Consider the following 26746-nt stretch of genomic DNA (forward strand, 5'->3'; position numbering starts at 1 on the left):
ACCACTTCAGGCGGCCAAAAAAAATATAACCAACTGAAAAATAAAAGGATAGAAATATTGATGTGATAAGACGAAGCTTACTAATACGGCGATCTCTCACAAACCTTGTAAGAGATCTCTCACACGCTTAGTAGCACGATGGATTACAGAAGAGGCTCAAGCCGGGTGAGGAAATCCGCAAGTGAAGGGGCAAGAACATCACGATTGCGGGTTCCGATGGTCTCTTTGATCACTTCACCAGACAGGTTGCAGACGGAAATCACATCCAGTTCACTGTCGAGCGTTGCAATAAAAAGTGTCGGAGATAGTTTAAGACGCTTTTGCGTGACCAGGTGTCCAATCAGATTTTCCTGAACACGCTGCAAATCATCTTCACTCCAGGTTTGCAGCAATGTCAGGGCAGTGCCAGCAAACTGGGCAACCATATCCCCTGCAAACTGAGTGGTATAAAACGCATGAAGGGCTGGTTGTACCACAAGGTCCATTGCGCGTTCAACCGCATTTACATTTTGCTCACCGGTAAAAGGCCGAGGTTGCCAGATCACGCTATCATCCACAGAAGAGATAACACACGGTGAAGGAACACCATATAAGTCAGTGCTTTGCGGCCATGTTCCCTTTGCCTCGTGCCATGCATCGCAGTAGCGTGTTGTGAATGCAGTTAGCGCATTTGCCGTTTCAATATCCACCGATTTCTCTCTTCTCGTAAGACAGGATAAACTCAGCCCCTAAGTGTACCTGTAAAGTGGCAATGAAACATGTCTTACGAAAATCATCAGGCGTTAACGGGCTTAACGCTGGGCAAATCGACTGACTACCGCGACACCTATGATGCAACATTGCTGCAAGGTGTCCCACGTAGCTTAAACCGCGATCCATTAGGACTGCATGCGGATGCACTCCCTTTTGTTGGCGGCGATATCTGGACGCTGTATGAACTCTCCTGGCTTAACGCCCGTGGCCTGCCACAAGTTGCCGTAGGCCATGTTGAACTGGATTATGCCAGTAGCAATCTGGTGGAATCGAAAAGCTTCAAGCTCTATCTCAACAGTTTTAACCAGACAAAATTCAGCAGTTGGGATGATGTCCAGCGCACCCTGGTACGGGATTTAAGCGCCTGCGCGCAAGGAGACGTGACGGTTTCACTTTATCGTCTGGATGAACTGGAAGGCCAGCCAATTGCCCACTTCCATGGAACCTGTATCGACGATCAAGAGATTGAAATCGAGAGTTATGAATTCAGTGCTGACTATCTCGAAAATGCAACCCGCAGCAACGTGGTGGAAGAGACGCTGGTCAGCCATTTGTTGAAATCCAACTGCCTGATCACGCATCAGCCTGACTGGGGTTCCGTTCAAATCCAGTACCGTGGACCGAAAATCGACCGCGAAAAACTGCTGCGGTATCTGGTGTCGTTCCGTCACCATAACGAGTTCCACGAACAGTGCGTGGAGCGCATCTTCAACGATATTCAACGTTTTAGTCAGCCAGAGAAGCTAAGCGTATATGCACGCTATACCCGTCGTGGTGGGCTGGATATCAACCCATGGCGCACCAACACCGATTTTGTTCCGGCAACCGGTCGTTTGGTTCGTCAGTAACATTTATTTTGAAAATATGCGCGGTTCATTCCGCGCTTTGGGTTGTGAAACGTCATAAGCCAGGGCTATTGTAATCAACAGGGAAAGACGATAATCGTCCCGTAAGGAGCTCACTTGATTACACATATTAGCCCGCTTGGCTCAATGGATATGTTGTCGCAGCTGGAAGTGGACATGCTTAAACGCACGGCCAGTAGCGACCTTTATCAACTGTTTCGTAACTGTTCACTTGCCGTACTGAACTCCGGAAGTCTGACCGATAACAGCAAAGAGCTGCTGTCACGCTTCGAAAGCTTTGATATCAACGTGCTGCGCCGCGAGCGTGGCGTAAAACTGGAAGTGATTAACCCGCCGGAAGACGCCTTTGTCGACGGACGAATTATTCGCTCACTCCAGGCCAACCTGTTTGCCGTACTACGCGATATCCTGTTTGTTAACGGACAGATCCACAACGCAGGCCGCTTCCAGCATCTCGACCTGGAAAGCTCCGTTCATATTACCAACCTGGTGTTCTCTATTCTGCGAAACGCCCGCGCGCTGCATGTCGGTGAAGCGCCAAATATGGTGGTGTGCTGGGGTGGCCATTCGATTAATGAGACCGAATATCTCTACGCCCGCCGGGTGGGGACACAGTTGGGTCTGCGCGAATTAAATATCTGTACAGGGTGTGGCCCTGGCGCAATGGAAGCCCCGATGAAAGGGGCGGCAGTGGGTCATGCTCAACAACGCTATAAAGAAGGGCGTTTTATCGGCATGACTGAGCCGTCCATTATTGCGGCTGAGCCACCTAACCCATTAGTTAACGAGCTGATCATCATGCCGGATATCGAAAAGCGGCTTGAGGCTTTCGTCCGTATCGCTCATGGGATCATCATCTTCCCTGGTGGTGTAGGTACAGCGGAAGAGCTACTTTACCTGCTCGGTATTCTGATGAACCCGGCCAACAAAGATCAGGTTCTGCCATTGATCCTGACAGGGCCGAAAGAGAGCGCCGATTACTTCCGCGTGCTGGATGAATTTATTGTTCATACGCTAGGCGCAGAGGCTCGTCGTCACTATCGCATTATCATTGATGATGCGGCGGAAGTGGCACGCCAGATGAAAAAAGCGATGCCGTTGGTGAAAGAGAATCGCCGTGATACCGGCGATGCCTACAGCTTCAACTGGTCAATTCGTATTGCTCCAGATCTGCAAGTTCCGTTCGAGCCTTCGCACGAGAATATGGCAAACCTGAAGCTTTACCCGGATCAACCGGTTGAGGTTCTGGCTGCCGACCTGCGCCGAGCCTTCTCTGGTATCGTCGCGGGTAACGTGAAAGAGATGGGTATTCGTGCCATTGAACAGTTTGGCCCGTATAAAATTCATGGCGACCGGGAGATGATGCGTCGTATGGATGACATGCTGCAGGGTTTTGTTGCCCAGCACCGCATGAAGTTACCGGGCTCTGCTTACATCCCTTGTTACGAGATTTGCACGTAACACTCCTGCACTTCTCATCAGGCCGGATATCGCGCAATCGCTATCCGGCTTTTTTTATTCTCTCCTCATACCCCAGGTAACAAATAGATATTACTTATGACTCTTACATAATCGGCCGAACGCAAACGATTACTTCGTTTTATTGACCACAAATTATCATCCTTAATCTAAATTACCCGCAAGAAAACACTAAAATCGCATCTCTTTACAGCGTAAGACGCCTATCTCACTGGTCAGGCTTTCATGACATATATTGTTAATGGTAGCCTTCGCGCCCGTAAATTCTCTTTGATGTTTTTTTAACAGATAAATGGTCTAAAGATACCCACATCAAAAGTAGATTATTGCATTTGGGATCGCGATCACTGATAGATTCATAACTAGAATGTATCTTTCCGCCCGCCAATAGTTACGGGCAAAAATTATTAAAAAACCGTCACTGAACGAATTTCATATTACCGTCAGGCACTTTTTCATCGGATTTGACTAAAAACCTGACAATTTGCTTCCTCCAGGAGATACAGATGGAAACCACTCAAACCAGCACCGTTGCTTCGATTGAATCCCGAAGTGGATGGCGCAAAACCGATACCATGTGGATGCTTGGCCTTTACGGCACAGCAATCGGCGCTGGTGTATTATTCCTGCCAATCAACGCAGGCGTTGGCGGTCTTATTCCGCTAATTATTATGGCAATCATTGCCTTCCCAATGACCTTCTTTGCACACCGTGGCCTGACCCGCTTTGTGCTTTCCGGTAAAAACCCAGGTGAAGACATCACCGAAGTGGTTGAAGAACATTTTGGCGTTGGCGCGGGTAAACTGATCACCCTGCTCTACTTCTTCGCGATTTACCCGATTCTGTTGGTTTATAGCGTGGCTATCACCAACACCGTTGAAAGTTTCATGACGCACCAGTTGCACATGACACCACCACCACGTGCCATCCTGTCTCTGATTCTGATCGTAGGTATGATGACCATCGTACGCTTCGGCGAGCAGATGATTGTAAAAGCGATGAGCGTGCTGGTATTCCCGTTCGTGATTGCCCTGATGGTACTGGCTTGCTACCTGATTCCTAACTGGAACGGCGCAGCCCTGGAAACGCTGTCACTGAGCAGTGCATCAACAACGGGTAACGGCCTGCTACTGACCCTGTGGCTCGCCATTCCGGTTATGGTCTTCTCCTTCAACCACTCCCCAATCATCTCCTCTTTTGCTGTTGCGAAGCGTGAAGAGTACGGCAATGGCGCAGAGAAAAAGTGCTCCAGCATCCTGGCTCGTGCTCATGTGATGATGGTTCTGACCGTTATGTTCTTCGTCTTTAGCTGCGTACTGAGCCTCTCTCCAGCGGATCTGGCTGCGGCGAAAGAGCAGAACATCTCTATCCTGTCTTACCTGGCAAACCACTTTAATGCACCTGTAATTGCGTGGATGGCACCTATCATCGCGATTATCGCGATCACCAAATCCTTCCTGGGCCACTATCTGGGCGCTCGTGAAGGCTTCAACGGTATGGTGATCAAATCTCTGCGCGGTAAAGGTAAGAGCATTGAAATCAACAAACTGAACAAAATCACTGCATTGTTCATGCTGGTGACCACCTGGGCAGTTGCAACCCTGAACCCTAGCATCCTTGGCATGATCGAAACGCTGGGCGGCCCGATTATCGCGATGATTCTGTTCCTGATGCCGATGTACGCGATTCAGAAAGTACCCGCGATGCGTAAATACAGCGGCCATATCAGCAACGTATTCGTTGTGATTATGGGTCTGATTGCCATCTCTGCGATTTTCTACTCACTGTTCAGCTAATACCTCCTGCGCCGTCTTCGGGCGGCGCACTCCTCCTCTGACTGATAGCAATGGACGCATCATGATTAGCGTATTCGATATCTTTAAAATCGGTATTGGTCCTTCCAGCTCTCACACTGTCGGGCCAATGAAAGCCGGTAAACAATTCACGGATGACTTGATTTCACGCGGCATTTTGCACGACACAACCCGCGTGGTTGTCGATGTTTACGGTTCCCTTTCCCTCACCGGTAAAGGCCACCATACCGATATCGCCATTATCATGGGTCTGGCGGGTAACCTGCCTGATACCGTTGATATTGACGCAATCCCTGGTTTCATCCAGGACGTGAATACTCACGGTCGTTTGCTACTGGCAAACGGCGAACACGAAGTTGAATTCCCGGTTGATCAGTGCATGAATTTCCATGCCGACAACCTGTCGCTGCACGAAAATGGGATGCGTATTACTGCGCTGGCAGGCGATAAAGTGCTTTACAGCCAAACGTACTATTCCATCGGCGGCGGTTTTATCGTCGACGAAGACCATTTTGGTCAGGCGGACAACGCAACGGTTGCTGTGCCTTACCCGTACAAGAATGCTGCAGATTTACAACGTCATTGCCAGGAAACCGGTTTATCGCTTTCTGGCCTGATGATGAAAAACGAGCTGGCGCTGCACAGCAAAGAAGAGCTGGAACAGCACTTTGCCAACGTCTGGGACGTGATGCGCGGCGGTATCGAGCGTGGTATCACCACCGAAGGCGTACTGCCTGGCAAACTACGCGTGCCACGTCGTGCAGCTGCACTTCGTCGTATGCTGGTCAGCACAGACAAAACCACCACCGACCCAATGGCGGTTGTAGACTGGATCAACATGTTTGCACTGGCCGTTAACGAAGAAAATGCCGCCGGTGGACGTGTAGTCACTGCGCCAACAAACGGCGCATGCGGCATCGTTCCGGCAGTTCTGGCCTATTACGACAAATTTATCCGCGAAGTGAACGCAAACTCACTGGCTCGCTACATGTTGGTCACCAGTGCCATTGGTTCGCTGTATAAGATGAACGCCTCTATTTCTGGCGCTGAAGTTGGCTGCCAGGGCGAAGTCGGCGTGGCCTGCTCTATGGCAGCAGCCGGTCTGGCTGAACTGTTGGGGGCAAGCCCGGCACAGGTGTGTATTGCCGCCGAAATCGGTATGGAACACAACCTAGGCCTGACGTGTGACCCGGTAGCAGGACAGGTTCAGGTTCCCTGCATCGAACGTAACGCTATTGCCTCTGTGAAAGCGGTCAATGCCGCGCGCATGGCACTGCGTCGCACCAGCGAACCCCGAGTCTGTCTCGATAAAGTCATCGAAACCATGTACGAAACGGGTAAAGATATGAACGCCAAATACCGAGAAACCTCTCGTGGTGGCCTGGCGATGAAGATCGTGACCTGCGATTAAGTCCAAAAGAAGCCTCGTTTTGCGAGGCTTCTTCCCATTTGCTCCAACGCTATTCGTTTCATCCCACCGACAGTGTTACCCTTTACCCAGTAGATTTAAGGGAGATTATCTGTGGCTGTTCATTTGCTTATCGTCGACGCACTCAACCTCATTCGCCGCATTCATGCGGTACAAGGCACACCCTGTAAAGACACCTGCCTGCATGCGCTGGAACAGCTTATTCGCCATAGCCAGCCAACCCACGTGGTTGCCGTATTCGATGATGAAGCACGTAATACCGGCTGGAGGCATCAGCGCCTGCCTGATTACAAAGCAGGACGAGCCCCGATGCCTGAAGATCTTCATGCTGAAATGCCCATAATCCGCTCGGCCTTTGAGCAATACGGTTTTTCCTGCTGGGGTGCGCAAGGTAATGAAGCCGACGATCTGGCCGCAACACTTGCCGTTAAAGTGGCGGAAGCCGGGCATCAGGCGACGATTGTCTCGACCGATAAAGGTTACTGCCAGTTATTATCTCCCACCATTCGCATCCGCGACTACTTCCAGAAACGCTGGCTCGATGCTCCGTTTATTGCCAGTGAATTTGGGGTATCGCCACAACAACTCCCCGACTACTGGGGGCTGGCAGGCATCAGCAGTTCAAAAGTCCCTGGGGTGGCAGGAATCGGGCCTAAAAGCGCAGCACAGTTGTTAACGGATTTTCAGGATCTGGAGGGAATTTATGCCCATCTGGAAGACATACCGGAGAAATGGCGCAAAAAACTTGAAGTACACAAAGAGATGGCATTCACATGCCGCGAGATTGCCCGCCTGCAGACGGATTTACAACTGGATGGCAACCTACAGCAATTACGCTGGGTAAGAGAATAAATCTCGATGGCACGTGTGGAACCTTTGCGACGGACATCACAGGAGTACTTACGCCGCACGGAAATACGCTTTTAAATGATGAGGTAACGCCGTAATCTCATGCCGGTATGCCCGCGTAACGCGGGTGTTCGTCAGATGATGGGACGATTAATCATGAAAGAGGCCCGCCAGCTAGCCATTCTGGACCTGCTGATAAACCATAAGAGCCTGACAACTGAAGCCTTGTCCGTAGCACTTAGCGTCAGCAAAGAGACGATCCGCCGCGATCTCAGTGAACTGCAGGCGCAGGGGAAAATACTCCGCAATCACGGACGAGCGAAATACATTCATCGGGAAAACCAGGACAGCGGTGACCCCTTCCAAAGTCGCCTGAAAAGCCATTATGCGCACAAAGCGGATATCGCCCGCGAAGCCTTATCCTGGATTGAAGAAGGAATGGTGATAGCGTTGGATGCCAGTTCAACCTGTTGGTATTTAGCCCGGCAATTACCCGATATCGACCTTCACGTTTTCACAAACAGCCAGCCCGTCTGCCAGACGCTCAGTAAACGTAAACACATACAGCTCACTTGTTCAGGTGGCACTCTGCAGCGTAAATATGGATGTTATGTCAATCCCTCGCTCATTTCTCAGCTCCGATCGTTTGAGATCGATCTGTTTGTTTTTTCTTGCGAAGGTATTGATAACAGCGGCGTGCTGTGGGATTCAAATACGGTTAATGCTGATTACAAATCACTTTTGCTTAAACGTACTGCACAATCACTATTGCTGATCGATAAAAGCAAATTTAACCGTTCGGGGGAAGCCCGTATCGGGCATCTTGATGACGTGACGCACATCATTTCTGATGCGCAGATTACCGCAAGATAACCTGGGTGGAGGCGTTCACCGCCACCCAGTCAGAGCATAACAACAGATTATCGCTCGTCGCGACGCCCACCCACCGCGGCCCACCAGCGACGCACATGTACAGTCACTTCTTCACGGTCGTGGTAAAGCTGGCGTGCCTGAATTTCAGCATTAATGCCTTGCGCACTCAGTTGCTCTTCAATAAATGCCAGGTTCTGCGAGACTTCCTCGTAGCGCTTTTTCATTGGCAGTTTGAGGTTAAAAATCGTCTCGCGACACCAGCCATTGACCAGCCATGTCGCCATCAGCGCAGCCACTTTGGCGGGCTTTTCAACCATATCACACACCATCCAGGTGATATTGTTGCGGCTTGGGCGATAGCGGAAGCCATCTTCACGCAACCATGTCACCTGTCCGGTATCCATCAGGCTCTGCGCCATTGGACCATTATCAACCGAAGAAACCCACATATTGCGTTTCACCAGTTGATAGGTCCATCCGCCCGGGCATGCCCCCAGATCAACGGCATACATACCGTTTGCCAGGCGCTCATCCCATTCGTCAGCCGGAATAAAGACGTGGAACGCCTCTTCAAGTTTAAGTGTTGAACGGCTCGGAGCATCTGACGGGAACTTAAGACGTGGGATACCCATGTAAAACGGTGAATTGTTATTGGTATACGAATAACCGGTATAACAGCAACCAGGCGCGATAAAGAAAACATGTACAACCGGGCGCTTTGGCGTTTCATAGTTCGTCAACACGCCTGCATCACGTAACGCTGCACGAAGTGGGACGGTGAATTTACGGCAGAACTTCATCAGCTCTTTGCTTTCATTGGTATCCGCCACTTCAACGCGCAGATCGCCCCCCTTTTCTACCACGCCTTGCAACATACCCGTGACAGGCGTAATGCGGTCTTCCGGCGGGAGATCCTTGAGTAATTCACCGGCAACGAACATCTGACGAGCAAAGATCAGTGAGCTAAATGGTAGCTCACGCGCCAGTTTGTCGGCATCGTCTTGCTGATAGCACTCGAACACCACATAGCCCGCATTCTCTTTTACGCGCGCAAACCCGAACACTTCGCGTTTAGCGGCCTTATCCGTAATTTCCGCGGCGCACTCTTTCTCAAACCCTGGGCGACAATATAAAACAACCTTATTCATGGACAACGCCCCTGCGTTTCAGACGGATTGCTCCGATTAACATCAATACCCAACCTGCCAGGAAGCTTACGCCACCGACAGGTGTAACAAACGCCCACAGGCGTAAATGTGAAAGCGCCAGGCAGTATAGGCTGCCGCTAAACAGCACCGTACCCAACGCCAGGAAAACACTGCTCCAGTAAAACCAGATACTGATACGACGCTGCATCGCAACAGCCAGGCCAAAAATAGCCAACGTGTGAAACGCCTGGTATTCAAGGCCGGTCTGGATCCAGCCCATCTCTACAACCCCTAAAGATTTGCTTAACACATGCGCACCAAATGCGCCCAGTGCGACAAAAATAAAGCCACTCACCGCGGCAAAAATCAGCATGAATCGGCTGGTCATGTTTCTGTCCTAAAGTGATGCGTGCTCGGCACACAAAAAGTTATGGTTCATACCTGAAGCGGAATTTTTCTTGCTCGCTCGCCGCTTTCGCCAGAATCCACTGCCGGAAGGCGGCTATTTTACCCAGTTCTGCCTGGCTGTCATGGCAAACCAGATAAAACGCATTCTTGCTGACCAGAACATCATTAAAAGGGCAGACCAGGCGGCCCGCCTCAATTTCGGACTGGGACATCACGTTGTTTGCCAACGCTACGCCCTGCCCGTGTATTGCAGCCTGTAACACCATCGCACTGTGGCTAAAAATGGGGCCTTGCTGCACATTTATATGATTAAGACCCAATTGCCGGGTATAAGTTTGCCAATCACGGCGAGAAGCATCATGTAATAACGTATGTTGCGCTAAATCAGCTGGCGTTTTCAACGCCTTATCGCCGGTCAATAAAACCGGAGAGCAGACTGGCAACAGATATTCTGCGTATAATTTTTCAACACGTAATCCAGGCCAGTTGCCCCGCCCGTAAAAAATCGCCACATCGACATCATCCGCTAGCTTATCTTCCTGACGGTCCACAGCCTGGATCCGCACGTCGATTCCCGGATAAGCTGAGTTAAAGCTTGTGAGTCGGGGAACCAGCCACTGAATGGCAAAACTGGGCAATAAACTGACTGTCAGCGCGCCTTTTGCACTGCGCGCCTGTAGCTTGCGCGTCGCTTCGGTAAGCTGGGAAAAAATCTCTTTAATATCCTGAAAATAACTCTGCCCCTCTTCCGTTAATAGCAACGATCGGTTGCGGCGACGAAACAGCTTGAGGCCCAGGAAATCCTCGAGAGACTTGATTTGATGACTTACTGCGGCCTGTGTCACAAAAAGCTCATCGGCTGCGCGAGTGAAACTCAGATGACGTGCTGCTGCATCAAAAACACGTAATGCATTTAGAGGTGGTAATCGCTTCGACATGGTTATCTGGCTTAGATGTTAACAGCATTTAACATATAGGAAACAACAGTTAACCTATTAGTTTTTTTAATCTGAGCCATTATAATTTGTCCGTTGAGGAACTACCAGCAAATACCTATAGTGGCGGCACTTCCTGAGCCGGAACGAAAAGCTTTTTTTGGAATGCGTGTTCTGAAGGGCTTTTGGCTTACGGTTGTGATGTTGTGTTGTTGTGTTTGCAATTGGTCTGCGATTCAGACCACGGTAGCCAGGCTACCAATTTTTCACTTCCTGTACATTTACCCTGTCTGTCCATAGTGATTAATGTAGCACCGCCAATTTGCGGTGCTTTTTTTTCGCTTATCGATTGTTAATGCTCAATCTCTTGCATCTCTTTCACATCAGTCCGGTTGATCTGCTGCTTGTTACCGTTCGCATCTTTGTATGAGATCATCCCGGTGTCATTATCCGTTCCTGGTTTCCCTTCGGAGACGATAGAACGGCCGTCAGTGGTGTGCATTACATAGTTGTTACCCGAACAGGCACTCAGGACAAAGGTAAACATACAGGCAGAAAGGATGGCGGCTGTCTTTTTCATGATTATTCTCCTTCAGCAATAAATACTATTTAAACCTCGATTTAAAACAGGCTAAAACATTCACCTAACACTATTTAGCATAACCTGCTTTTCCAAAGGGTCAGGGATAAACAGACTATTCCGACAAAGACATCTGTCTTGCCCTGCTGCGTAAATTGCGCGACGATCAACGGATTGAAATGAGGAATACCATGAACGCTTTCAGCCCCGCACACTTTCGCGCGCAGTTTCCCGCGCTGGCCGACGCTGCTGTCTATCTTGATAGCGCCGCGACGGCACTCAAACCGCTGGCCGTCATTGAGGCTACAGCGCAGTTTTATAGCCTGAGCGCAGGCAACGTTCATCGTAGCCAGTTTGCAGCAGCACAACGCTTAACTGAACGCTATGAGGCCGCCCGTGATCAGGTCGCTCGCCTGCTCAATGCAGACAGCGGAAAGAACATCGTCTGGACGCGGGGAACCACTGAGGCCATTAACATGGTTGCCCAGTGTTACGCCCGACCTCTCCTGCAACCCGGTGATGAGATAATCGTGAGCGAGGCAGAACATCACGCCAATCTGGTTCCGTGGCTGATGGTCGCTGAGCAGACCGGCGCGCACATCGTCAAACTCCCGCTTGGCGCTGGTTTACTCCCGGATGTAGCGCGTTTGCCAGAAATCATCACCTCGCGTAGCAAGATTCTGGCACTGGGGCAAATGTCCAACGTGACTGGCGGCTGCCCGGACCTGGCTCAGGCCATTGATGTCGCGCACGCCAGCGGCATTGTGGTTATGGTCGACGGCGCGCAGGGGGTTGTGCATTTTCCGGCAGATATGCAAAAACTCGATATCGACTTCTATGCTTTCTCAGGACATAAACTGTATGGCCCAACGGGTATCGGGGTGCTGTACGGGAAGCCAGAGCTGCTGGCGCAAATGACACCGTGGCTTGGCGGCGGGAAAATGATTACCGAAGTCACCTTCGAGGGTTTTAAAACTCAGGATGTACCTTATCGTCTGGAAGCAGGTACACCGAATGTAGCTGGCGTGATTGGCCTGAGCGCGGCACTGGAATGGCTCGCCGATCTGGATATCGTCCAGGCTGAAAGCTGGAGCCGTGGTCTGGCAACACTTGCAGAGGAAGAGCTCAAAAAGCGTCCTGGTTTCCGGTCGTTTCGTGCGCAAGACTCAAGCCTGCTGGCGTTCGATTTCGCAGGCGTTCATCATAGCGATATGGTAACGCTGCTCGCTGAATATGGCATCTCCCTGCGTGCCGGACAACATTGCGCGCAACCACTACTGGCAGCCCTCGGCGTCAGTGGTACATTGCGTGCCTCTTTTGCCCCCTATAATACGCAAAACGATGTTGCGGCGCTGATTGCTGCCGTTGATCGTGCCCTTGAACTCCTGGTGGATTAATGACTAACCCTGTATTTGCCGGACATCCCTTCGGCACGACGATCACAGAAGAGACGTTAAAGCAGACTTTCAGCCCGCTGACACAATGGGAAGATAAATACCGTCAACTGATTATGCTGGGCAAGCAGTTGCCCACGCTGTCTGATGAGATGAAAACGCAGGCAGCAGAGATCGCTGGCTGTGAAAACCGCGTCTGGTTGGGATTTAAAGTATCCGATGGCAGGTTGCACTTCTTTGGTGACAGCGAAGGCCGCATCGTGCGCGGCTTGCTGGCTATACTGTTGACGGCGGTCGAAGGGAAAACAGCTGAACAACTGCTGGAACAACCGCCTCTGGCACTGTTTGATGAACTGGGCTTGAGCGCGCAACTGAGCGCCTCACGCAGCCAGGGATTAACCGCACTCAGCGAAGCGGTTCTGGATGCAGCGCGTCAGGCTCATGCCTGACGTTCCGCTTTCGCCATCATCTTCTTCAGGGCATGAGATACTGCCACAAAGCCAAAGGTAGCAGTCACCATGGTGGCTGCACCAAATCCTGATGCACAGTCCATGCGCTTTGGCCCTTCCGCAGTGCTTTTCATCGCACACACTGAACCGTCTGATTGCGGATAAACCAGTGCCTCAGTTGAAAATACGCAGTCAACGCCGAGTTTACCCTTGCTGTTTTTCACTACGTTAAAATCACTTTTCAGGCGCTCACGCAGTTTGGCAGCCAATGGGTCCTGGATCGTTTTTGCCAGATCGGCCACCTGAATCTGTGTTGGGTCAATTTGTCCACCCGCCCCGCCCGTTGTCACCAGTGGAACCTTATAACGACGGCAATAAGCAATCAGTGCGGCTTTCGGACGGATACTGTCGATCGCGTCAATCACGTAGCTGTAACCCTTACTCATGTAGTCAGCAACGTTGTCTGCAGTGACGAAATCATCTATCACCGTGATACGACATTCCGGGTTTATCATACGAATTCGCTCGGCCATCACTTCCGACTTAGCCAGGCCAACGGTGTCACGCAGGGCATGGATCTGTCGGTTTGTGTTGGTTACACAGACATCATCCATATCAATTAGCGTGATAGCACCAATACCGGTTCTGGCCAACGCTTCCGCCACCCAGGAGCCAACCCCGCCAATCCCAACGACGCAAACATGTGCATCTGCAAACAGTTGCAGGGCTTTTTCACCATATAAACGCGCCGTACCGCCAAAACGCTGACGCCAGGCATCGCTGATTACCACAGACATAAAACCTCAGATGTAAAAAGGGTGAGGTTATTCCCTCACCCCTGCTCAGTTATCCGTAGGCCCGAAACGCGAAATGCGACCGGGTAACAAGACGCTCAGAATACCACAATCAACCGCTGAATACGTTGCCTGCACCAGGAGCCGCTTTCAGCACCCACACACGGCCGTAGTGGTTATACCAGCCTGCACGATGTCCGGCGTCGAAACCGATCCCCTGATAAATATCGAAGTGCTGGCCTTTGATTGCCCCGCCAACATCCAGCGCCACCATCAGGCGCAGCTCGTACTGACCGCTAAACTTGCCTTTATTGTCCAGCACAGGAACTTCCGCGAGCAGCGTTGTGCCTGCCGGGATAATTGAACGATCCGAGGCGACAGACGCACGGCCAATTAGCGGCACTGCGCTTGCTCCTTTAACTGGCGCGTAGTTTTGCGGCTTAAAGAAGACGAACGAGGCATTTTGTTCCAGTAGTTCGCGCACTTCCGCTTCGCTGTGTTTTTCGCCCCACTCACGGATCGCCTGCATCGACATATCTTCTTTCTTCACTTCACCACGATCGATCAATACTTTGCCGATACTGCGGTAAGCATGCCCGTTCTTGCCGGAATAGCTGAAGAAGTTAAGCGGAGAACCATCACCAAAATCAATATAACCGCTGCCTTGTACATCCATAATGAAGTTATCCATCAGCGAGTTACTGTATGCCAGGACATAGTTTTCGCTCAATGCACCGGAGTAGATCTCTGCACGAGAAGGCAAACGGCCGCGTTTTGGCGGCATACGATAGATGGGATACTGGAATTCGCCCTGACGGGTATGACGAGCCTGAATAACAGGTGTGTAATAGCCCGTAAACTGGACGTTGCCGTAGTTATCTGCCCCTTCCATCTGCCAGGCATCAATACCGTACTGGCGCATCGTGCGTGTATCACCACCCGCTCTCAACCAGTCCTGCACTGCGTTATAAACCGAATTCTGCGAGCCATACAGACGCGGCGATGCGCTGCGGATCTGATTAACCTGTTCGGCAAAATCCCCTGCGTTGATCGGTGCGCCAACGGCATCGGGTTGATTAACTAAAGAGAAAGGCTGGGTAAATTTCCCGTCTTTATACTGTTGACCGCGATCGGTCGGTTTTGAGGAGCACGCCGCAAGAATAGCTACCATTGTGCCCGTCATCAGATACTTCGCCCAACGTCCTTTCATTATATCTCGTCTTTAAGTTGCCTGTTTCCGCGTGATGAAGATAACAAACCACCCGGGCTAAAGAAATGTCATCACACATCCTTTGGCAAATTTTGCGCAAAAAATAGTCCAAAGAACGCAAAGTCGTTCAATTTACATACTAATGTGACGAATTATGTGAAAAAGGGTTGCATCAGAAAGCCAGCAGAGTATAGTGCGCATCCACGGACGCGGGGTGGAGCAGCTTGGTAGCTCGTCGGGCTCATAACCCGAAGGTCGTCGGTTCAAATCCGGCCCCCGCAACCAATTAAAATTTGATGCAGTAAGTTCTGCAAAGCAGTTTGAATCACAATGAAGCGAAAACGCTGGTGTGATTGGACATTAGTAGCAGAAAGACGGACGCGGGGTGGAGCAGCCTGGTAGCTCGTCGGGCTCATAACCCGAAGGTCGTCGGTTCAAATCCGGCCCCCGCAACCAATTCTTCAAAAAACAATGGACACCCTGATGGGTGTTTTTTTGTATCTGAAATCTGTGAATTTACCGGGCAATCACCCGGTATTATGACACTACCCTCTTCTGGCGAGCGTAGCCCCGTCCGAGAAATACGCCTTTATCCCCGCCAGAATCGACTCTGCAACTTCCTGCTGGAACTTCGCCGTCTTTAGCTTTCGTTCTTCTTCCACGTTACTGATAAACGCCGTTTCAACCAAAATCGACGGAATATCCGGCGCTTTAAGAACGGCAAACCCCGCCTGTTCGACACTATTTTTATGCAGTTTATTGACGTTGCCAAGCCGTCCTAATACCGCTTTACCAAATTTCAGGCTATCGGTAATCGTTAATGATTGCACCATATCGAACATCGTGTGATCGACATAACGGTCGCCGCTCTTGCCCACACCACCGATAAGGTCGGAGGCGTTCTGGGTATCTGCCAGATATCGTGCTGCGGTACTGGTAGCCCCTTTTGTCGACAACGCAAACACCGAGGAGCCACGCGGCTCACGACTGGTAAAGGCATCAGCATGGATGGAGACAAACAGATCCGCGCGCTGTTTCTGCGCTTTTGCCACACGAACCTTCAGCGGAATAAAGACATCTTCATTACGCGTCATATAGGCCCGCATGTTACCTTCTCTATCGATCAGAGCCTTCAGGCGACGCGCAATTTGCAGCACCACATCTTTCTCACGCGTGCGATATTTCCCCACAGCACCAGAGTCTTCGCCTCCGTGCCCAGGATCAAGCATGATCACAATCGGACGATCGCGTCCGGCTTTACCTGGCTGCGGGCCGCTTTGCGCAGGCGGGACCTGCCGTTCAAGATCGCCTTTGTTGTAATCTTCGAGTAACGCCAGCAAAGGATCCTGAATATCCGTCGCATTGGCAGGATAGAGATCCATCACCAGACGCTCTTTAAAGGCAGCGACCGGCGCTAGCGCAAACAGCTGAGGCTTAACATTCTGTTTTAACTCAAATACCATTCGCACGGTTTGCGGGTCAAACTGCCCCACTCGTGCAGATTTAATGAAGGGATCATCACCACGGATCTGCGCCCCCATCCCTTTCAGGACCGAGTTCAGGTTAACGCCTTCAAGATCCACCACGACACGTTCAGGATTGCTGAGAGCAAACTGCTTATATTTCAGCACCTGGTTGGACTCGACTGTCACGCGCGTATAGGTCGACGACGGCCAGACGCGCACAGCCACCACCTGACTGACAGCGGCAAAGGCGACCTGACTGACGCTAAGCAACCACATCGCCCCGGCCCCTTGTAACAAGCGGCGGCGGCTTATTGTTGTTTTGGATCCCGACATGCTTCTCCCGAGCAAGAAATCAAATTTATAAGTAAAACGTCCAGATTGACCGAAAACTTTAACGAATGACGCATAAGCTGTCATCTATAAAAGGGTAAACAATCATACGCTAACGCAGCCATTACTTATTAATTTCCATGTCTCACTGAAAATTTAGGCTTGCGCGCGCGGCGATAATCGAATAAAAATACAAAAATTACGAATAAACATTCATTAAGGGTTGTGTCATGGTGAAGGAACGTAGAACCGAACTGGTACAGGGATTCCGCCATTCTGTTCCCTATATCAATGCCCATCGGGGAAAGACGTTTGTCATCATGCTTGGCGGGGAAGCCATTGAGCATGAAAATTTCTCCAGTATTGTCAATGATATCGGCTTACTGCACAGCCTCGGGATTCGGCTGGTCGTCGTCTATGGCGCACGTCCACAGATCGATGCCAACCTGTCTGCCCATCACCATGAACCGGTATATCACAAGCATATCCGTGTAACAGACGCCAAATCGCTCGAACTGGTTAAACAGGCAGCCGGACTGCTTCAACTGGAAATCACGGCACGTTTATCCATGAGCCTTAACAACACACCGTTACAGGGCGCACATATTAACGTGGTTAGCGGCAACTTCATCATCTCTCAGCCTCTTGGCGTGGACGATGGTGTTGATTATTGCCACAGCGGTCGTATTCGCCGTATTGATGAAGAGGCCATTCACCGTCAACTGGACAGCGGCGCTATCGTGCTGATGGGTCCTGTCGCCGTCTCCGTCACCGGAGAAAGCTTTAACCTCACCTCGGAAGAGATCGCCACTCAACTGGCTATCAAACTGAAAGCGGAAAAAATGATTGGCTTCTGCTCTTCTCAGGGCGTGGTCAACGATCTGGGTGTCATTGTGCCCGAACTATTCCCGAATGAAGCACAAGCGCGTGTAGAAGAGCTGGAAGCAGCAGGTGACTATCACTCCGGGACAGTACGTTTCCTGCGGGGGGCGGTAAAAGCCTGTCGTAGCGGTGTTCGCCGTAGCCACCTCATCAGTTATCAGGAAGACGGTGCATTACTGCAGGAGCTGTTCTCCCGTGACGGTATTGGCACGCAGATCGTGATGGAAAGTGCTGAGCAGATCCGTCGCGCCACCATCAATGATATTGGCGGTATTCTGGAACTGATTCGCCCGTTAGAACAACAGGGTATTTTGGTTCGTCGCTCCCGCGAACAACTGGAGATGGAGATCGACAAATTCACCATCATCCAGCGTGATAATCTGACCATCGCCTGCGCCGCGCTCTATCCCTTCCCGGAAGAGAAGATCGGTGAAATGGCCTGCGTCGCGGTTCACCCGGACTACCGCAGCTCGTCTCGCGGCGAAATGCTGCTTGAGCGCGTTGCAGCTCAGGCGCGCCAGATTGGTTTAAGTAAACTCTTTGTACTCACGACGCGCAGTATCCACTGGTTCCAGGAACGCGGATTTACGCCAGTCGACATTGATTCGCTGCCAGAGAGTAAGAAAGAGATGTACAACTATCAACGCCGCTCTAAAGTACTGATGGCTGATTTAGGCTGATGTTCATGCCCTCACCGTCCGGTGGGGGCAGATACTTACCTTGCATCGAAAATTGCGCTTAAACCGCTTCGACGCTCAGTACGCGTGACAATCGCCTGCACCAAAACACGCTCATCGGTATACAGCGACAAACGCTGACGTGCACGGGTTATCGCGGTGTAAACCAGCTCACGCGTAATGACCGGTGAGAGTTGCGGAGGCAGGATCAGCGCCGCATGATTAAACTCAGACCCTTGCGATTTATGGACCGTCATTGCCCACGCGGTTTCGTGTTCGGGCAAACGACTGGGTTGTACTGACTTCACGCTACCATCCGGCATCTGGAACCACACGCGTAGTCCCTGGCCACGATCAAGCGCAATGCCAATATCTCCATTAAACAAACCCAGTGCGCTGTCATTGCGGGAGATCATCACCGGACGTCCTTCATACCAGCGTGAATGTGCCGAACGAACAATCTTGCGCTTTTGTGTCAGCACCTGCTCCAGTCGCTCATTCAGACCGGTCACACCAAAAGGCCCCTCTCTCAGAGCACACAGAAGCTGAAATTCACCAAACGCGGCAATGACCTGCCCCGGCATGCTCTGCTGCTGAATATTTTCTAAAAAACGCTGATAACCATGCAAAGCATCATTGAGCATTGCCAGATAATCATCACCACTCTCCAGCGGCTTTTTCTCGATATCCTCGAATGCGCCATTAAACACTGAGCGAGTTGCTTGACAATCACCCCGATTCACCGCTGCAGCAAGTTGCCCAATACCAGAATCACTCCCGAAACGGTAGCTCTTTTGCAGCAAACAGAGGCTGTCGCGCAATGTTCCCGCCAGTGGTTCTTCATTTCCTTCCACCTGGCAGCCGGTTAAACGTGCCAACTCCAGGGCACGTTCAGTGGTGTAGCCCAGGCTGGCATAAGTGCAGATATCCCCCAACACCGCCCCAGCTTCAACCGATGCAAGCTGGTCGCGATCGCCCAGAAAGATAACCCGTGCATGAGGCGGTAGCGCATTAATCAACCGTGACATCATGGTCAGGTCGATCATTGAAGCTTCATCCACCACCAGCACATCCAGATGTAACGGGTTTCCCGCATGGTAGCGTAAACGCTGGCTTCCCGGCTGCGCCCCCAATAAACGGTGCAAAGTGCTGGCCTCACCCGGGAACAGCGCAAGCTGCGCGTCGGTAAGAGGCAGTTTTTGCAGCGCACCTCCCAGGGATTCCGTCAATCTGGCCGCGGCTTTCCCCGTAGGCGCCGCCAGACGAATACGGCATTTTTGTTCGCCCGCTATCTGGATAAGTGCAGCCAGTAGTTTTGCAACAGTGGTCGTTTTCCCCGTACCGGGGCCACCAGAAATCACGGAGATCCGTCGTGTTAGCGCAACAGCGGCGGCCACTTTCTGCCAGTCAAGGGATTCGCCGGACGTAAATAACCCCTCCAGCGTCTGCTGAAGCTGGGCTTCATCATAGGAAAGCGGCGTGTTGGCTTCGTTAAAGAAGTGCGCAACGGTGAGTTCATTACGCCAAAGGCGGTTGAGGTATAAACGATCACCCGCCAGGATTAACGGCGTAGGACTTTCTCCTGTACTGACGGCTTCAGAGCTCAATAATAGCGTTTGCCAGTTCACGGACTCTCCGAGCAGCGCAAAACAAGATTGGATCGCCGACGGCATTTTTTCATCGAGTACCAACCGTGAAAGCGGCAAACACACATGCCCCTCCCCCGTATCCCGACTGAGGATAGCAGCAGCAAGCATTACGGCGGGCCGATCACCTGCAATGGCCATAGCGAACTGCACATCAAGCTGACGCAGCAGACGCTGATCTGCCGCCTCAAGCAACAATTCCTGCATTGTCATGCCATCTCCTCCGTGCTGGCTGCAAATAACATGTCCATTTTTTCAATCAATGCTACGTCCGGGCGCGTGCTAAAGATACCTGATTGCGGATCGGCAGCATCAACGCCACGCAAGAACAGGTAGATGACGCCACCAAAATGCGCATCGTAGGTGTAGTCCGCAATGCGGTGACGCAGATAGCGATGCAGCGCCAGGGTATAAAGCTGATACTGCAAATCATAGCGGTGGGACTGCATCGCAGAAGCCATTGCCTCTCGGGTGTATGCATCACTGTTTTCACCCAGCCAGTTTGATTTGTAATCCAGCAGGTAATAGCGCCCTTCATGACGGAAAACCAGGTCGATAAACCCTTTCAGCATACCCTGTACCTGGCGGAAATTCAGCGGCGGACAGCCGGCAGATAAGGGATCGTGCTCGCGGATCAGCGCATCCAGCGCCCCTGCGTTGAGCGGGCTCTCGATGGGGAGATAGAACTCCATCTCGACCTGTTTATCTTTGGATGTTAACTGGCTCAGCGAGAGGCCTCGCGGCGTCAGTTGCACCTCTAAAATAGTGGTGATCCACGACGTCAGTACCGGTTGCCAGCTTGCGTCGTAGCCCCCTTTTTGCAACATCTCCAGTACCCAATCCGCAGAGACGGGCTGAGTAAAATCAAGCTCTTCAAACAGGCTATGGAGGAATGTTCCGGGTGAGGCTCCACGCGGGAATTGATGTGGCGTCAGCGCGGGCTCCGCCAGAATGTCACCCACACCTGCGGCATCCACATCCAGTTTTGGCATCAGATCCTGGGCAATGCTTTGCCCATGCTGCTGCAACCCCGAGTAACTGGTCACACGCCAGTCGTCTGCTATCGTTCGTGTAATCTGCCGCGCGTGTAGATCAGGCTCATGCTGCTCAGGCATCTGCCAGCGACGACTGTCAGACTCTTCAGGGGTCTGTAGCGCAATATTATCCCCACAAAGCGATTCAATACACTGACGAAGCCCCGCAGCATCTTTCGGCTCACCCTGTTGGATAAGCCGCCCCAACGCGCTCAAATGAAAATCAGACTCTCCCGCCTTCTCGCCACGACGCCGGAACAACGGAGCGATACCCAGGCTGCAATGCCAAACCGAACGGGTCAGGGCCACATAAAGCAGGCGCAAATCTTCCGCCAGACGTTCAGCTTCGGCAAGCTCGACGCTGCTCTCTGCGTTGCTGAGATCGAGCACCGCTTCATACGAATCACGATCGTGATAAAACGCCTGGTCTTGCGCCCGGTAATTGGCAATAAACGGCAGCCAGACTAACGGATACTCCAGCCCTTTTGACTTGTGAATGGTGACGATTTGCACGAGATGCTTATCACTCTCAAGGCGCATCTGCTGGCTGGAGGCGTTACTGTTGGGATCGGCAATGTGCTGCGACAACCAGCGCACCAGGGCATGTTCACTCTCAAGCTGCGTTCCGGCTTCCTGTAACAACTCACTGATATGCAAAATATCGGTCAGACGGCGCTCACCACCTGCTGTTGCGAGCATATTCTCCGCAATGCGACGCTGGGTCATCAGTTCTCGTAGCATCGCCATAACCCCGCGCTTTTGCCAGCGCTCGCGATAGTGAACAAACTCTTCCACCACGGTATCCCAGGTGGCTTCGTCGTTGTTAAGGACATCAATATCACGTGCGTTTAGCCCCAGCATGGAACTTGCCAACGCGCTGCGAAGCGTGCTCTCTCGTTCCGGGGACAGCACGGCCTGGAGCAACCACAGCATCTCCTGGGCTTCCAGAGTTTCAAAAACGCTATCACGGTTGGAGAGATAAACGGACGGGATATTCAGTAGCGTCAATGCATCGCGAACGAGCGCCGCTTCCTGACGGCTACGCACCAGTACCGTAATATCTGATGCCTTCACTGGGGTCGATTTATTCCCCTTCCACAACACCGCGTCACCACGTGCGCCCGCACTAAGCCAGTCACGGATTTGTGCGGCGCAGTACTGCGCCATCGCATTTTGATAGTCCGCGACGCCACAACCTTCCCCCTGCAGCAGCCAGAAGTTCATGGCTGGCTGAACCTGACCATTGAATTCGAAACGTAATGAGGCATTTTTATCGGCAAACTTTACCGGCTTAAAGGGAATTTCCTTGAACATGAAAGCCGTATCCATACGCCTGAACAGCGTATTCACGCTCTCAACCATACCAGGGGCAGACCGCCAGTTAGTGTCCAGCGTATAGTGCGCTTCAACCTCACTACGGGCTTTCATATAGGTGAAAATATCCGCGCCACGGAAGGCATAAATCGCCTGCTTAGGATCGCCAATCAGCAACAGCGCAGTCTCTGGCTGCTGCCGCCAGATACGACGGAAAATACGATACTGCTGGGGATCGGTATCCTGAAATTCATCAATCATTGCTACCGGAAAGCGGGTACGGATAGCAGAGGCAAGCGCTTCGCCGTTTTCGCTACACAGCGCCGCATCCAGACGGCTTAACATATCGTCAAACCCAAGCTCACCCCGGCGACGTTTTTCACGCGTTACGGTCTCACGAATTTCCGTCATGGCACGGGTGATCATCAGGTCATTAAGGGTTAACGGCTCGGCGAGTAAGGTCTCTATGGCAACAAACAGGGCATGCTCAGGGACAATGCCATCAGCTTTAGTTCGCTCAACCAAAAAACGTTGGGAGAATTTCTCCAGCGCATCCGGGAGCTGGTAGCCTCGTGTCTCTTCCTGCGCCCAAGCGCTGATCTTGTCGATCCATTTACCCTGATTGCCACGGTTAAATTTGCGTCTGTCTATCCCGGAGTTTTCGATGATCGCCTCAATCTCACCGACTGACGCATTCCACTTTCGCTTTAAAGCCGCAATTTGCGAAACGATCTTTTCATGGCGTGAAGCCAGGGTTTCATCGGCTGGCGGCGGGGATTTAATGACCGGGGCCTCGCCCTGGAGATAACGGTCAATGGCGCGAAGAAGCTCTTCCGGGCCTTTCCATAGCGCGTGAACCGCTTCGGCAATATCTCGCGGCAGTGGATAGCAATGACGACGCCAGAAATCTGCACAGGCCTGATAACGCAGTTCAGACTCATCTTCAATAAGCTGCTGCTCAAACAGCATGCCGGACTCAAACGCATTGAGGCTAAGCATTCGCTGGCAGAAACCGTGAATGGTAAATACAGCGGCCTCGTCCATTTGTCGTTCTGCTAACAGCAGCCACTGGGCCGCCTGTTGCTTATCGACAATGTCGTCCAAAAGGCGCGCGTAAAGAGGGTTATCCGTACTCTGACGCAAACAGGCAATACGCAGCTCATGGATATTCGAACGAATACGTCCGCGTAACTCAGCGGTAGCGGCCTCAGTAAAGGTCACTACCAGTAGCTCTTCCACGCTTAGCGGTTTTGGAAATGCCGCATCGCCACCGAGCCCCAGTAACAGGCGAAGATAGAGAGCGGCAATGGTGTAGGTTTTTCCCGTTCCCGCTGAGGCTTCAATCAATCGTTCCCCTTGTAGGGGTAAACGTAAGGGATCAAGGGACTCAGCGGTATCGGTCATTCTTTCTTACTCCAGGGCATAGATTGCTGTAATGCACTGACACTCTTCCACACTTTCCAGCCCTTCGGATTCACGTAGTCCGTTTTCCCATTCTGGCTGCCGGAAACCTGAGACAAGATGGCCATTCCCTGCGGTTTAACCACCGCCTGATGGAAGAAATCGGCAACCTTTTGAGGTGTCAGCTGTTTTATCTCTGCCACTACTTTATCACGCGAATCAAAGCTCAGATTATCGCGATCAAAATCTTTGCTCAGTTGCGAAGCTTCTTCACCCAGCGTCTGCGGCTGTTGTGTGACTTGAGCGATCACAGCCTGCTGGATTTGAGCAAACTCCTCAGGCTTCATGGCACGCAGTTTTTCTTCCGCTTGCGGGAAGAAGGCTTGATATCGCTGCCAAAGGTACGCAGGTTGTTTATCGCTGCTTTGCAGCAGGAAACCCAATCCCCATTGACGCCCAACATTCATTGAAAATGCAAAGACCGCATAGCCAAGTTGCTCTTCTGTGCGTAACTGGTTGTAGAACCACGGTTGAATAATCTGCCCCAACACAGCGCTTTGCGCGGAACTGGCAAATTCGTCGTAGCCTGTTGGCACAAAGACGGCAGCCAGTGCAGAGTCCGTACTGCTTCCCGCCTTCTCAAAAATCACATTCTGTTTTTTCTCAACCAGGACATCCTGGTTACGACACCAGACTTCACCTTTCGAACCCAGTTGTGTCCGTACATTCTGTGCCAGCGTTTTCGCCTGGTCTTCTCCCATGTTCCCGACAATCAGGAACTCAGGACGGGTATTGGTTTTAAGCAAGCCGCGGTAATCCAGCACATCTTTAAGCGAGATAGTGGGCAGCAACGCACGGCGCTCTTCACGCTGGAAGTACGGGATTTGCGACAACATCTGTGCAGGCATTATCGCCTGATCGTAGGCTTTGCCCTTTTCCGCAGAATCCATCATCTGCGCGTACCAGGATTTGGCCTGTTCAAACTGCTCTTCCGTTGGCGTATAGCTGAAATATCCTTCCAGCAATGCCTGGAAAAGTTGCGGTAAACGCTGGGTATAGCCATTAGCATTAACCATCAGGCCGTTATTCGCATTTGTCGAGAAGCTAATCCCGCCCACCGCGGCCTGGTTGCTGAGCTGGTCGAGCGCAATACCGGCCAGATAGTCGTTGAGCGCAAACATAACCTGGTTTTTGGCACTGTCCATCGCTTTCGGGTTACGCAGCACCACGCTGACATCCGCTTTTGGTTCGTTCGCAAAATAGCGGCTTGGGGTATACACCACACGAAGCGTCGGCTCATCAACAATAAGCTCAGGATGCGGATAGGCTTTTATGGTTTTAATCAGCGAGAAATCATCCGGAATGTAGGGGTTCAGCTCCGGCAATTTGAGCGCAATCTGCCCGGCCTTTTTCTGCCAGTCAGAGAACGTCTGCTCACTGATTTTATCGACCTGATAAGGGGCATCGACAAAATAGGCCGTTTTATTGTGCGGTTCGTTCGGGCTGATGTACCAGATACGGGCGTTTTTCGGCGTCATCATCGCCAGGCGTGCTTTTACCGCATCAGCATCATACTGATCGGCAATATTGACCGCATCCAGCGTATGTTCCACCGGTACGCGAATCATGGTGTCTGCGAGCCATTCAACGTAGTCCATGTCCCGTGTTATAGACGGGTAACGGAAATCGAGATCCAGCACATGGGCCAGTTCATCGAAGTAGCGTTTATCAATACCCTTATCCCGCAGCAGTGAGAGGTAACTGAAAATGGCTGCAACCACTTCATCACGGTTCGCAAGGCCTTTATCCGTAAGGGTGGCAGAGATCGCCAGCACACCACTGTTGCCGTTAACAACAGGATCAGAATCGGCACGAATACCTTCGACAAGCCCTTGCTTTTGCAACCAGTCAGAAAGTGTACCTGGGCTACGGTTACCAATAAGGTAAGTCACAAGCTCATCCGTTTTGCTGCGGAACTGCGCCGTGTTGTTATCGATACGGAACTCAATACGCAACACTTTACGCGGCAATGCTGGGACATAGTGAATCACGATCCCTTTCTGCGCATCCGTCACGACCGGCACATTAATCTGTGGTACGTCGATATTTTTATTTGGAACCCGACCAAAAGTCTGTGCAGCAATTCTCGCCAGTTCAGGTAACGGTTTATTGCTGTAAATAACCGCTTTCATGAGGTTTGCTGAATAGTACTTATCACGAAAGGCATGCAAAGCATCGAGTACAGGGCTGTTGGGTTTATCGCTCAGCGTCTCCAGATTTCCACCAGAGAAGCGTGAGCCAGGGTGAGCCGGGTTGATGGTTTCGGCACTCACCTGCGCCATTCGCATACCATCACGTGTGCGAGCCATGGTCAGTTCGGCATTCACCGCGTTGCGCTCACGGTCGGCATATTTTTTATCTAACAGAGGCGCGGCAATCGCATCCGCAAGACGGTCTACCGCCCCTTCCAGCGCATCATTTTCGACTTCGAGATAAAACGCCGTGCGATAGGGTGCAGTACTGGCATTGTGGCTGCCGCCATGCATTTTCAGAAATTCGGATAAGCTATCCGGCTGAGGGTATTTTTTAGACCCCATCAGCGTCATGTGTTCCAGATAGTGGGCAAGCCCTGGGTGAGCATCAGGGTCTTCAAGCGACCCAACAGGAACAACCAGCGCTGACAGCGATTTCACCGCCTGTGGATCGGAAACCAACAGTACAGTCATGCCGTTATCAAGACGAATCGCCTGATACTGACGGGTATCTTTTTCGCTCTTACGGATAGTTTCCTGAACGGGTTGCCAACCGGAGTCTGCCTGAGTGACGGGAGCCCAAAGGGCGACAAACAAAACAAACGCTTTGAACAAGGTGCTGCCTGGCATTCACGACCTCTTTATCACGGCTACATCATTAACAAACTGCGTGCTGGACACACCAGCATCTCTTTCTTTTGGTACATCGGTCCGTGATAAGAAGTGCATAATAAATGAACACCAAAATCTGTGCAATTTTTAT

20 protein-coding genes and 2 tRNA genes are annotated in these 26746 nt (G+C 51.6%); 11 read left to right on the forward strand and 11 right to left on the reverse strand.

The window, feature by feature from the left end:
* Window positions 1-143 precede the first annotated feature (143 nt).
* Window positions 144-689 carry a SecY-interacting protein gene (gene syd, locus GF617_RS17970; RefSeq protein ID WP_203452192.1) on the reverse strand — a complete coding sequence of 182 codons (546 nt, stop codon included), beginning with the start codon at window positions 687-689 and terminating at the stop codon, window positions 144-146.
* Window positions 690-758: 69 nt separating this feature from the next.
* On the opposite strand from syd, the gene queF reads away from it, so the two are divergent.
* The 6 genes from queF (at window position 759) to fucR (ending at window position 8063) form a co-directional block, all read left to right on the forward strand.
* The gene (queF, locus tag GF617_RS17975; protein ID WP_203452193.1) at window positions 759-1601 is read left to right on the forward strand and encodes an NADPH-dependent 7-cyano-7-deazaguanine reductase QueF; all 843 of its coding nucleotides are present in this window, start codon (window positions 759-761) and stop codon (window positions 1599-1601) included.
* Between the two features lie 114 nt (window positions 1602-1715).
* Window positions 1716-3080 carry a nucleotide 5'-monophosphate nucleosidase PpnN gene (ppnN, locus tag GF617_RS17980; RefSeq protein ID WP_181620596.1) on the forward strand — a complete coding sequence of 455 codons (1365 nt, stop codon included), beginning with the start codon at window positions 1716-1718 and terminating at the stop codon, window positions 3078-3080.
* Between the two features lie 524 nt (window positions 3081-3604).
* A complete protein-coding gene (locus tag GF617_RS17985; RefSeq protein WP_181620597.1) occupies window positions 3605-4894 on the forward strand; it encodes an HAAAP family serine/threonine permease in 1290 nt (429 codons plus the stop codon).
* A gap of 61 nt (window positions 4895-4955) precedes the next feature.
* Window positions 4956-6323, forward strand: coding sequence for an L-serine ammonia-lyase (locus GF617_RS17990; protein WP_203452194.1), 1368 nt, complete (start codon window positions 4956-4958; stop codon window positions 6321-6323).
* 111 nt (window positions 6324-6434) lie between these two features.
* Window positions 6435-7193 carry a flap endonuclease Xni gene (gene xni / locus GF617_RS17995; protein ID WP_181620599.1) on the forward strand — a complete coding sequence of 253 codons (759 nt, stop codon included), beginning with the start codon at window positions 6435-6437 and terminating at the stop codon, window positions 7191-7193.
* 153 nt (window positions 7194-7346) lie between these two features.
* Window positions 7347-8063 carry an L-fucose operon activator gene (gene fucR, locus GF617_RS18000; protein ID WP_203452203.1) on the forward strand — a complete coding sequence of 239 codons (717 nt, stop codon included), beginning with the start codon at window positions 7347-7349 and terminating at the stop codon, window positions 8061-8063.
* A 47-nt stretch (window positions 8064-8110) separates the two neighbouring features.
* On the opposite strand, the gene rlmM is transcribed toward fucR, so the two are convergent.
* The 4 genes from rlmM to GF617_RS18020 form a co-directional block, all read right to left on the reverse strand.
* Window positions 8111-9211 (reverse strand): 23S rRNA (cytidine(2498)-2'-O)-methyltransferase RlmM, encoded by a 1101-nt coding sequence (gene rlmM, locus GF617_RS18005; protein ID WP_181620600.1) that lies wholly within the window; start codon window positions 9209-9211, stop codon window positions 8111-8113.
* Window positions 9204-9599 carry a DUF423 domain-containing protein gene (locus GF617_RS18010; protein ID WP_181620601.1) on the reverse strand — a complete coding sequence of 132 codons (396 nt, stop codon included), beginning with the start codon at window positions 9597-9599 and terminating at the stop codon, window positions 9204-9206. The genes rlmM and GF617_RS18010 overlap by 8 nt, the downstream gene beginning before the upstream one ends.
* 40 nt (window positions 9600-9639) lie before the next feature.
* Window positions 9640-10557, reverse strand: coding sequence for a glycine cleavage system transcriptional regulator GcvA (gene gcvA, locus GF617_RS18015; RefSeq protein WP_181620602.1), 918 nt, complete (start codon window positions 10555-10557; stop codon window positions 9640-9642).
* 349 nt (window positions 10558-10906) lie between these two features.
* On the reverse strand, window positions 10907-11134 hold the full coding sequence (locus GF617_RS18020) for a YgdI/YgdR family lipoprotein (RefSeq protein WP_181620603.1): 228 nt from the start codon (window positions 11132-11134) through the stop codon (window positions 10907-10909).
* A gap of 191 nt (window positions 11135-11325) precedes the next feature.
* Here GF617_RS18020 and csdA point away from each other — a divergent pair, with 191 nt between their 5' ends.
* Window positions 11326-12531 (forward strand): cysteine desulfurase CsdA, encoded by a 1206-nt coding sequence (gene csdA, locus GF617_RS18025; protein WP_203452195.1) that lies wholly within the window; start codon window positions 11326-11328, stop codon window positions 12529-12531.
* Entirely contained in the window at window positions 12531-12977 is a 447-nt protein-coding gene (csdE, locus tag GF617_RS18030) for a cysteine desulfurase sulfur acceptor subunit CsdE (protein ID WP_203452196.1), read from the forward strand. The genes csdA and csdE overlap by 1 nt, the downstream gene beginning before the upstream one ends.
* On the opposite strand, the gene tcdA is transcribed toward csdE, so the two are convergent.
* A complete protein-coding gene (tcdA, locus tag GF617_RS18035; RefSeq protein WP_181620606.1) occupies window positions 12968-13774 on the reverse strand; it encodes a tRNA cyclic N6-threonylcarbamoyladenosine(37) synthase TcdA in 807 nt (268 codons plus the stop codon). The two genes, csdE and tcdA, sit on opposite strands and share 10 nt — an antisense overlap.
* A 109-nt stretch (window positions 13775-13883) precedes the next feature.
* The gene (mltA, locus tag GF617_RS18040) at window positions 13884-14981 is read right to left on the reverse strand and encodes a murein transglycosylase A (protein WP_181620607.1); all 1098 of its coding nucleotides are present in this window, start codon (window positions 14979-14981) and stop codon (window positions 13884-13886) included.
* A 208-nt stretch (window positions 14982-15189) separates the two neighbouring features.
* Here mltA and GF617_RS18045 point away from each other — a divergent pair.
* Together GF617_RS18045 and GF617_RS18050 are read left to right on the forward strand one after the other, a co-directional pair.
* Window positions 15190-15266: transfer RNA gene (locus GF617_RS18045), tRNA-Met, on the forward strand.
* 94 nt (window positions 15267-15360) lie between these two features.
* Window positions 15361-15437, forward strand: a tRNA-Met gene (locus GF617_RS18050).
* An 89-nt stretch (window positions 15438-15526) separates the two neighbouring features.
* On the opposite strand, the gene amiC is transcribed toward GF617_RS18050, so the two are convergent.
* Window positions 15527-16780, reverse strand: coding sequence for an N-acetylmuramoyl-L-alanine amidase AmiC (amiC, locus tag GF617_RS18055; RefSeq protein WP_181620608.1), 1254 nt, complete (start codon window positions 16778-16780; stop codon window positions 15527-15529).
* A 227-nt stretch (window positions 16781-17007) separates the two neighbouring features.
* Here amiC and argA point away from each other — a divergent pair, with 227 nt between their 5' ends.
* Window positions 17008-18339, forward strand: coding sequence for an amino-acid N-acetyltransferase (argA, locus tag GF617_RS18060; RefSeq protein WP_181620609.1), 1332 nt, complete (start codon window positions 17008-17010; stop codon window positions 18337-18339).
* A gap of 35 nt (window positions 18340-18374) precedes the next feature.
* Here argA and recD read toward each other — a convergent pair whose 3' ends face one another.
* From recD to ptrA, 3 genes are read right to left on the reverse strand one after another with little or no spacing between them, the layout of a single operon-like run.
* Complete coding sequence (gene recD / locus GF617_RS18065) at window positions 18375-20195, reverse strand: exodeoxyribonuclease V subunit alpha (RefSeq protein WP_203452197.1); 1821 nt, start codon at window positions 20193-20195, stop codon at window positions 18375-18377.
* Window positions 20192-23734 (reverse strand): exodeoxyribonuclease V subunit beta, encoded by a 3543-nt coding sequence (gene recB, locus GF617_RS18070; protein ID WP_181620611.1) that lies wholly within the window; start codon window positions 23732-23734, stop codon window positions 20192-20194. The genes recD and recB overlap by 4 nt, the downstream gene beginning before the upstream one ends.
* Complete coding sequence (ptrA, locus tag GF617_RS18075) at window positions 23731-26613, reverse strand: pitrilysin (RefSeq protein WP_203452198.1); 2883 nt, start codon at window positions 26611-26613, stop codon at window positions 23731-23733. Before ptrA ends, recB begins: the two co-directional genes overlap by 4 nt.
* Between the last annotated feature and the right edge of the window lie 133 nt (window positions 26614-26746).

The sequence above is a fragment of the Lelliottia sp. RWM.1 genome, assembly GCF_016859735.1.
GTDB lineage: Bacteria > Pseudomonadota > Gammaproteobacteria > Enterobacterales > Enterobacteriaceae > Enterobacter.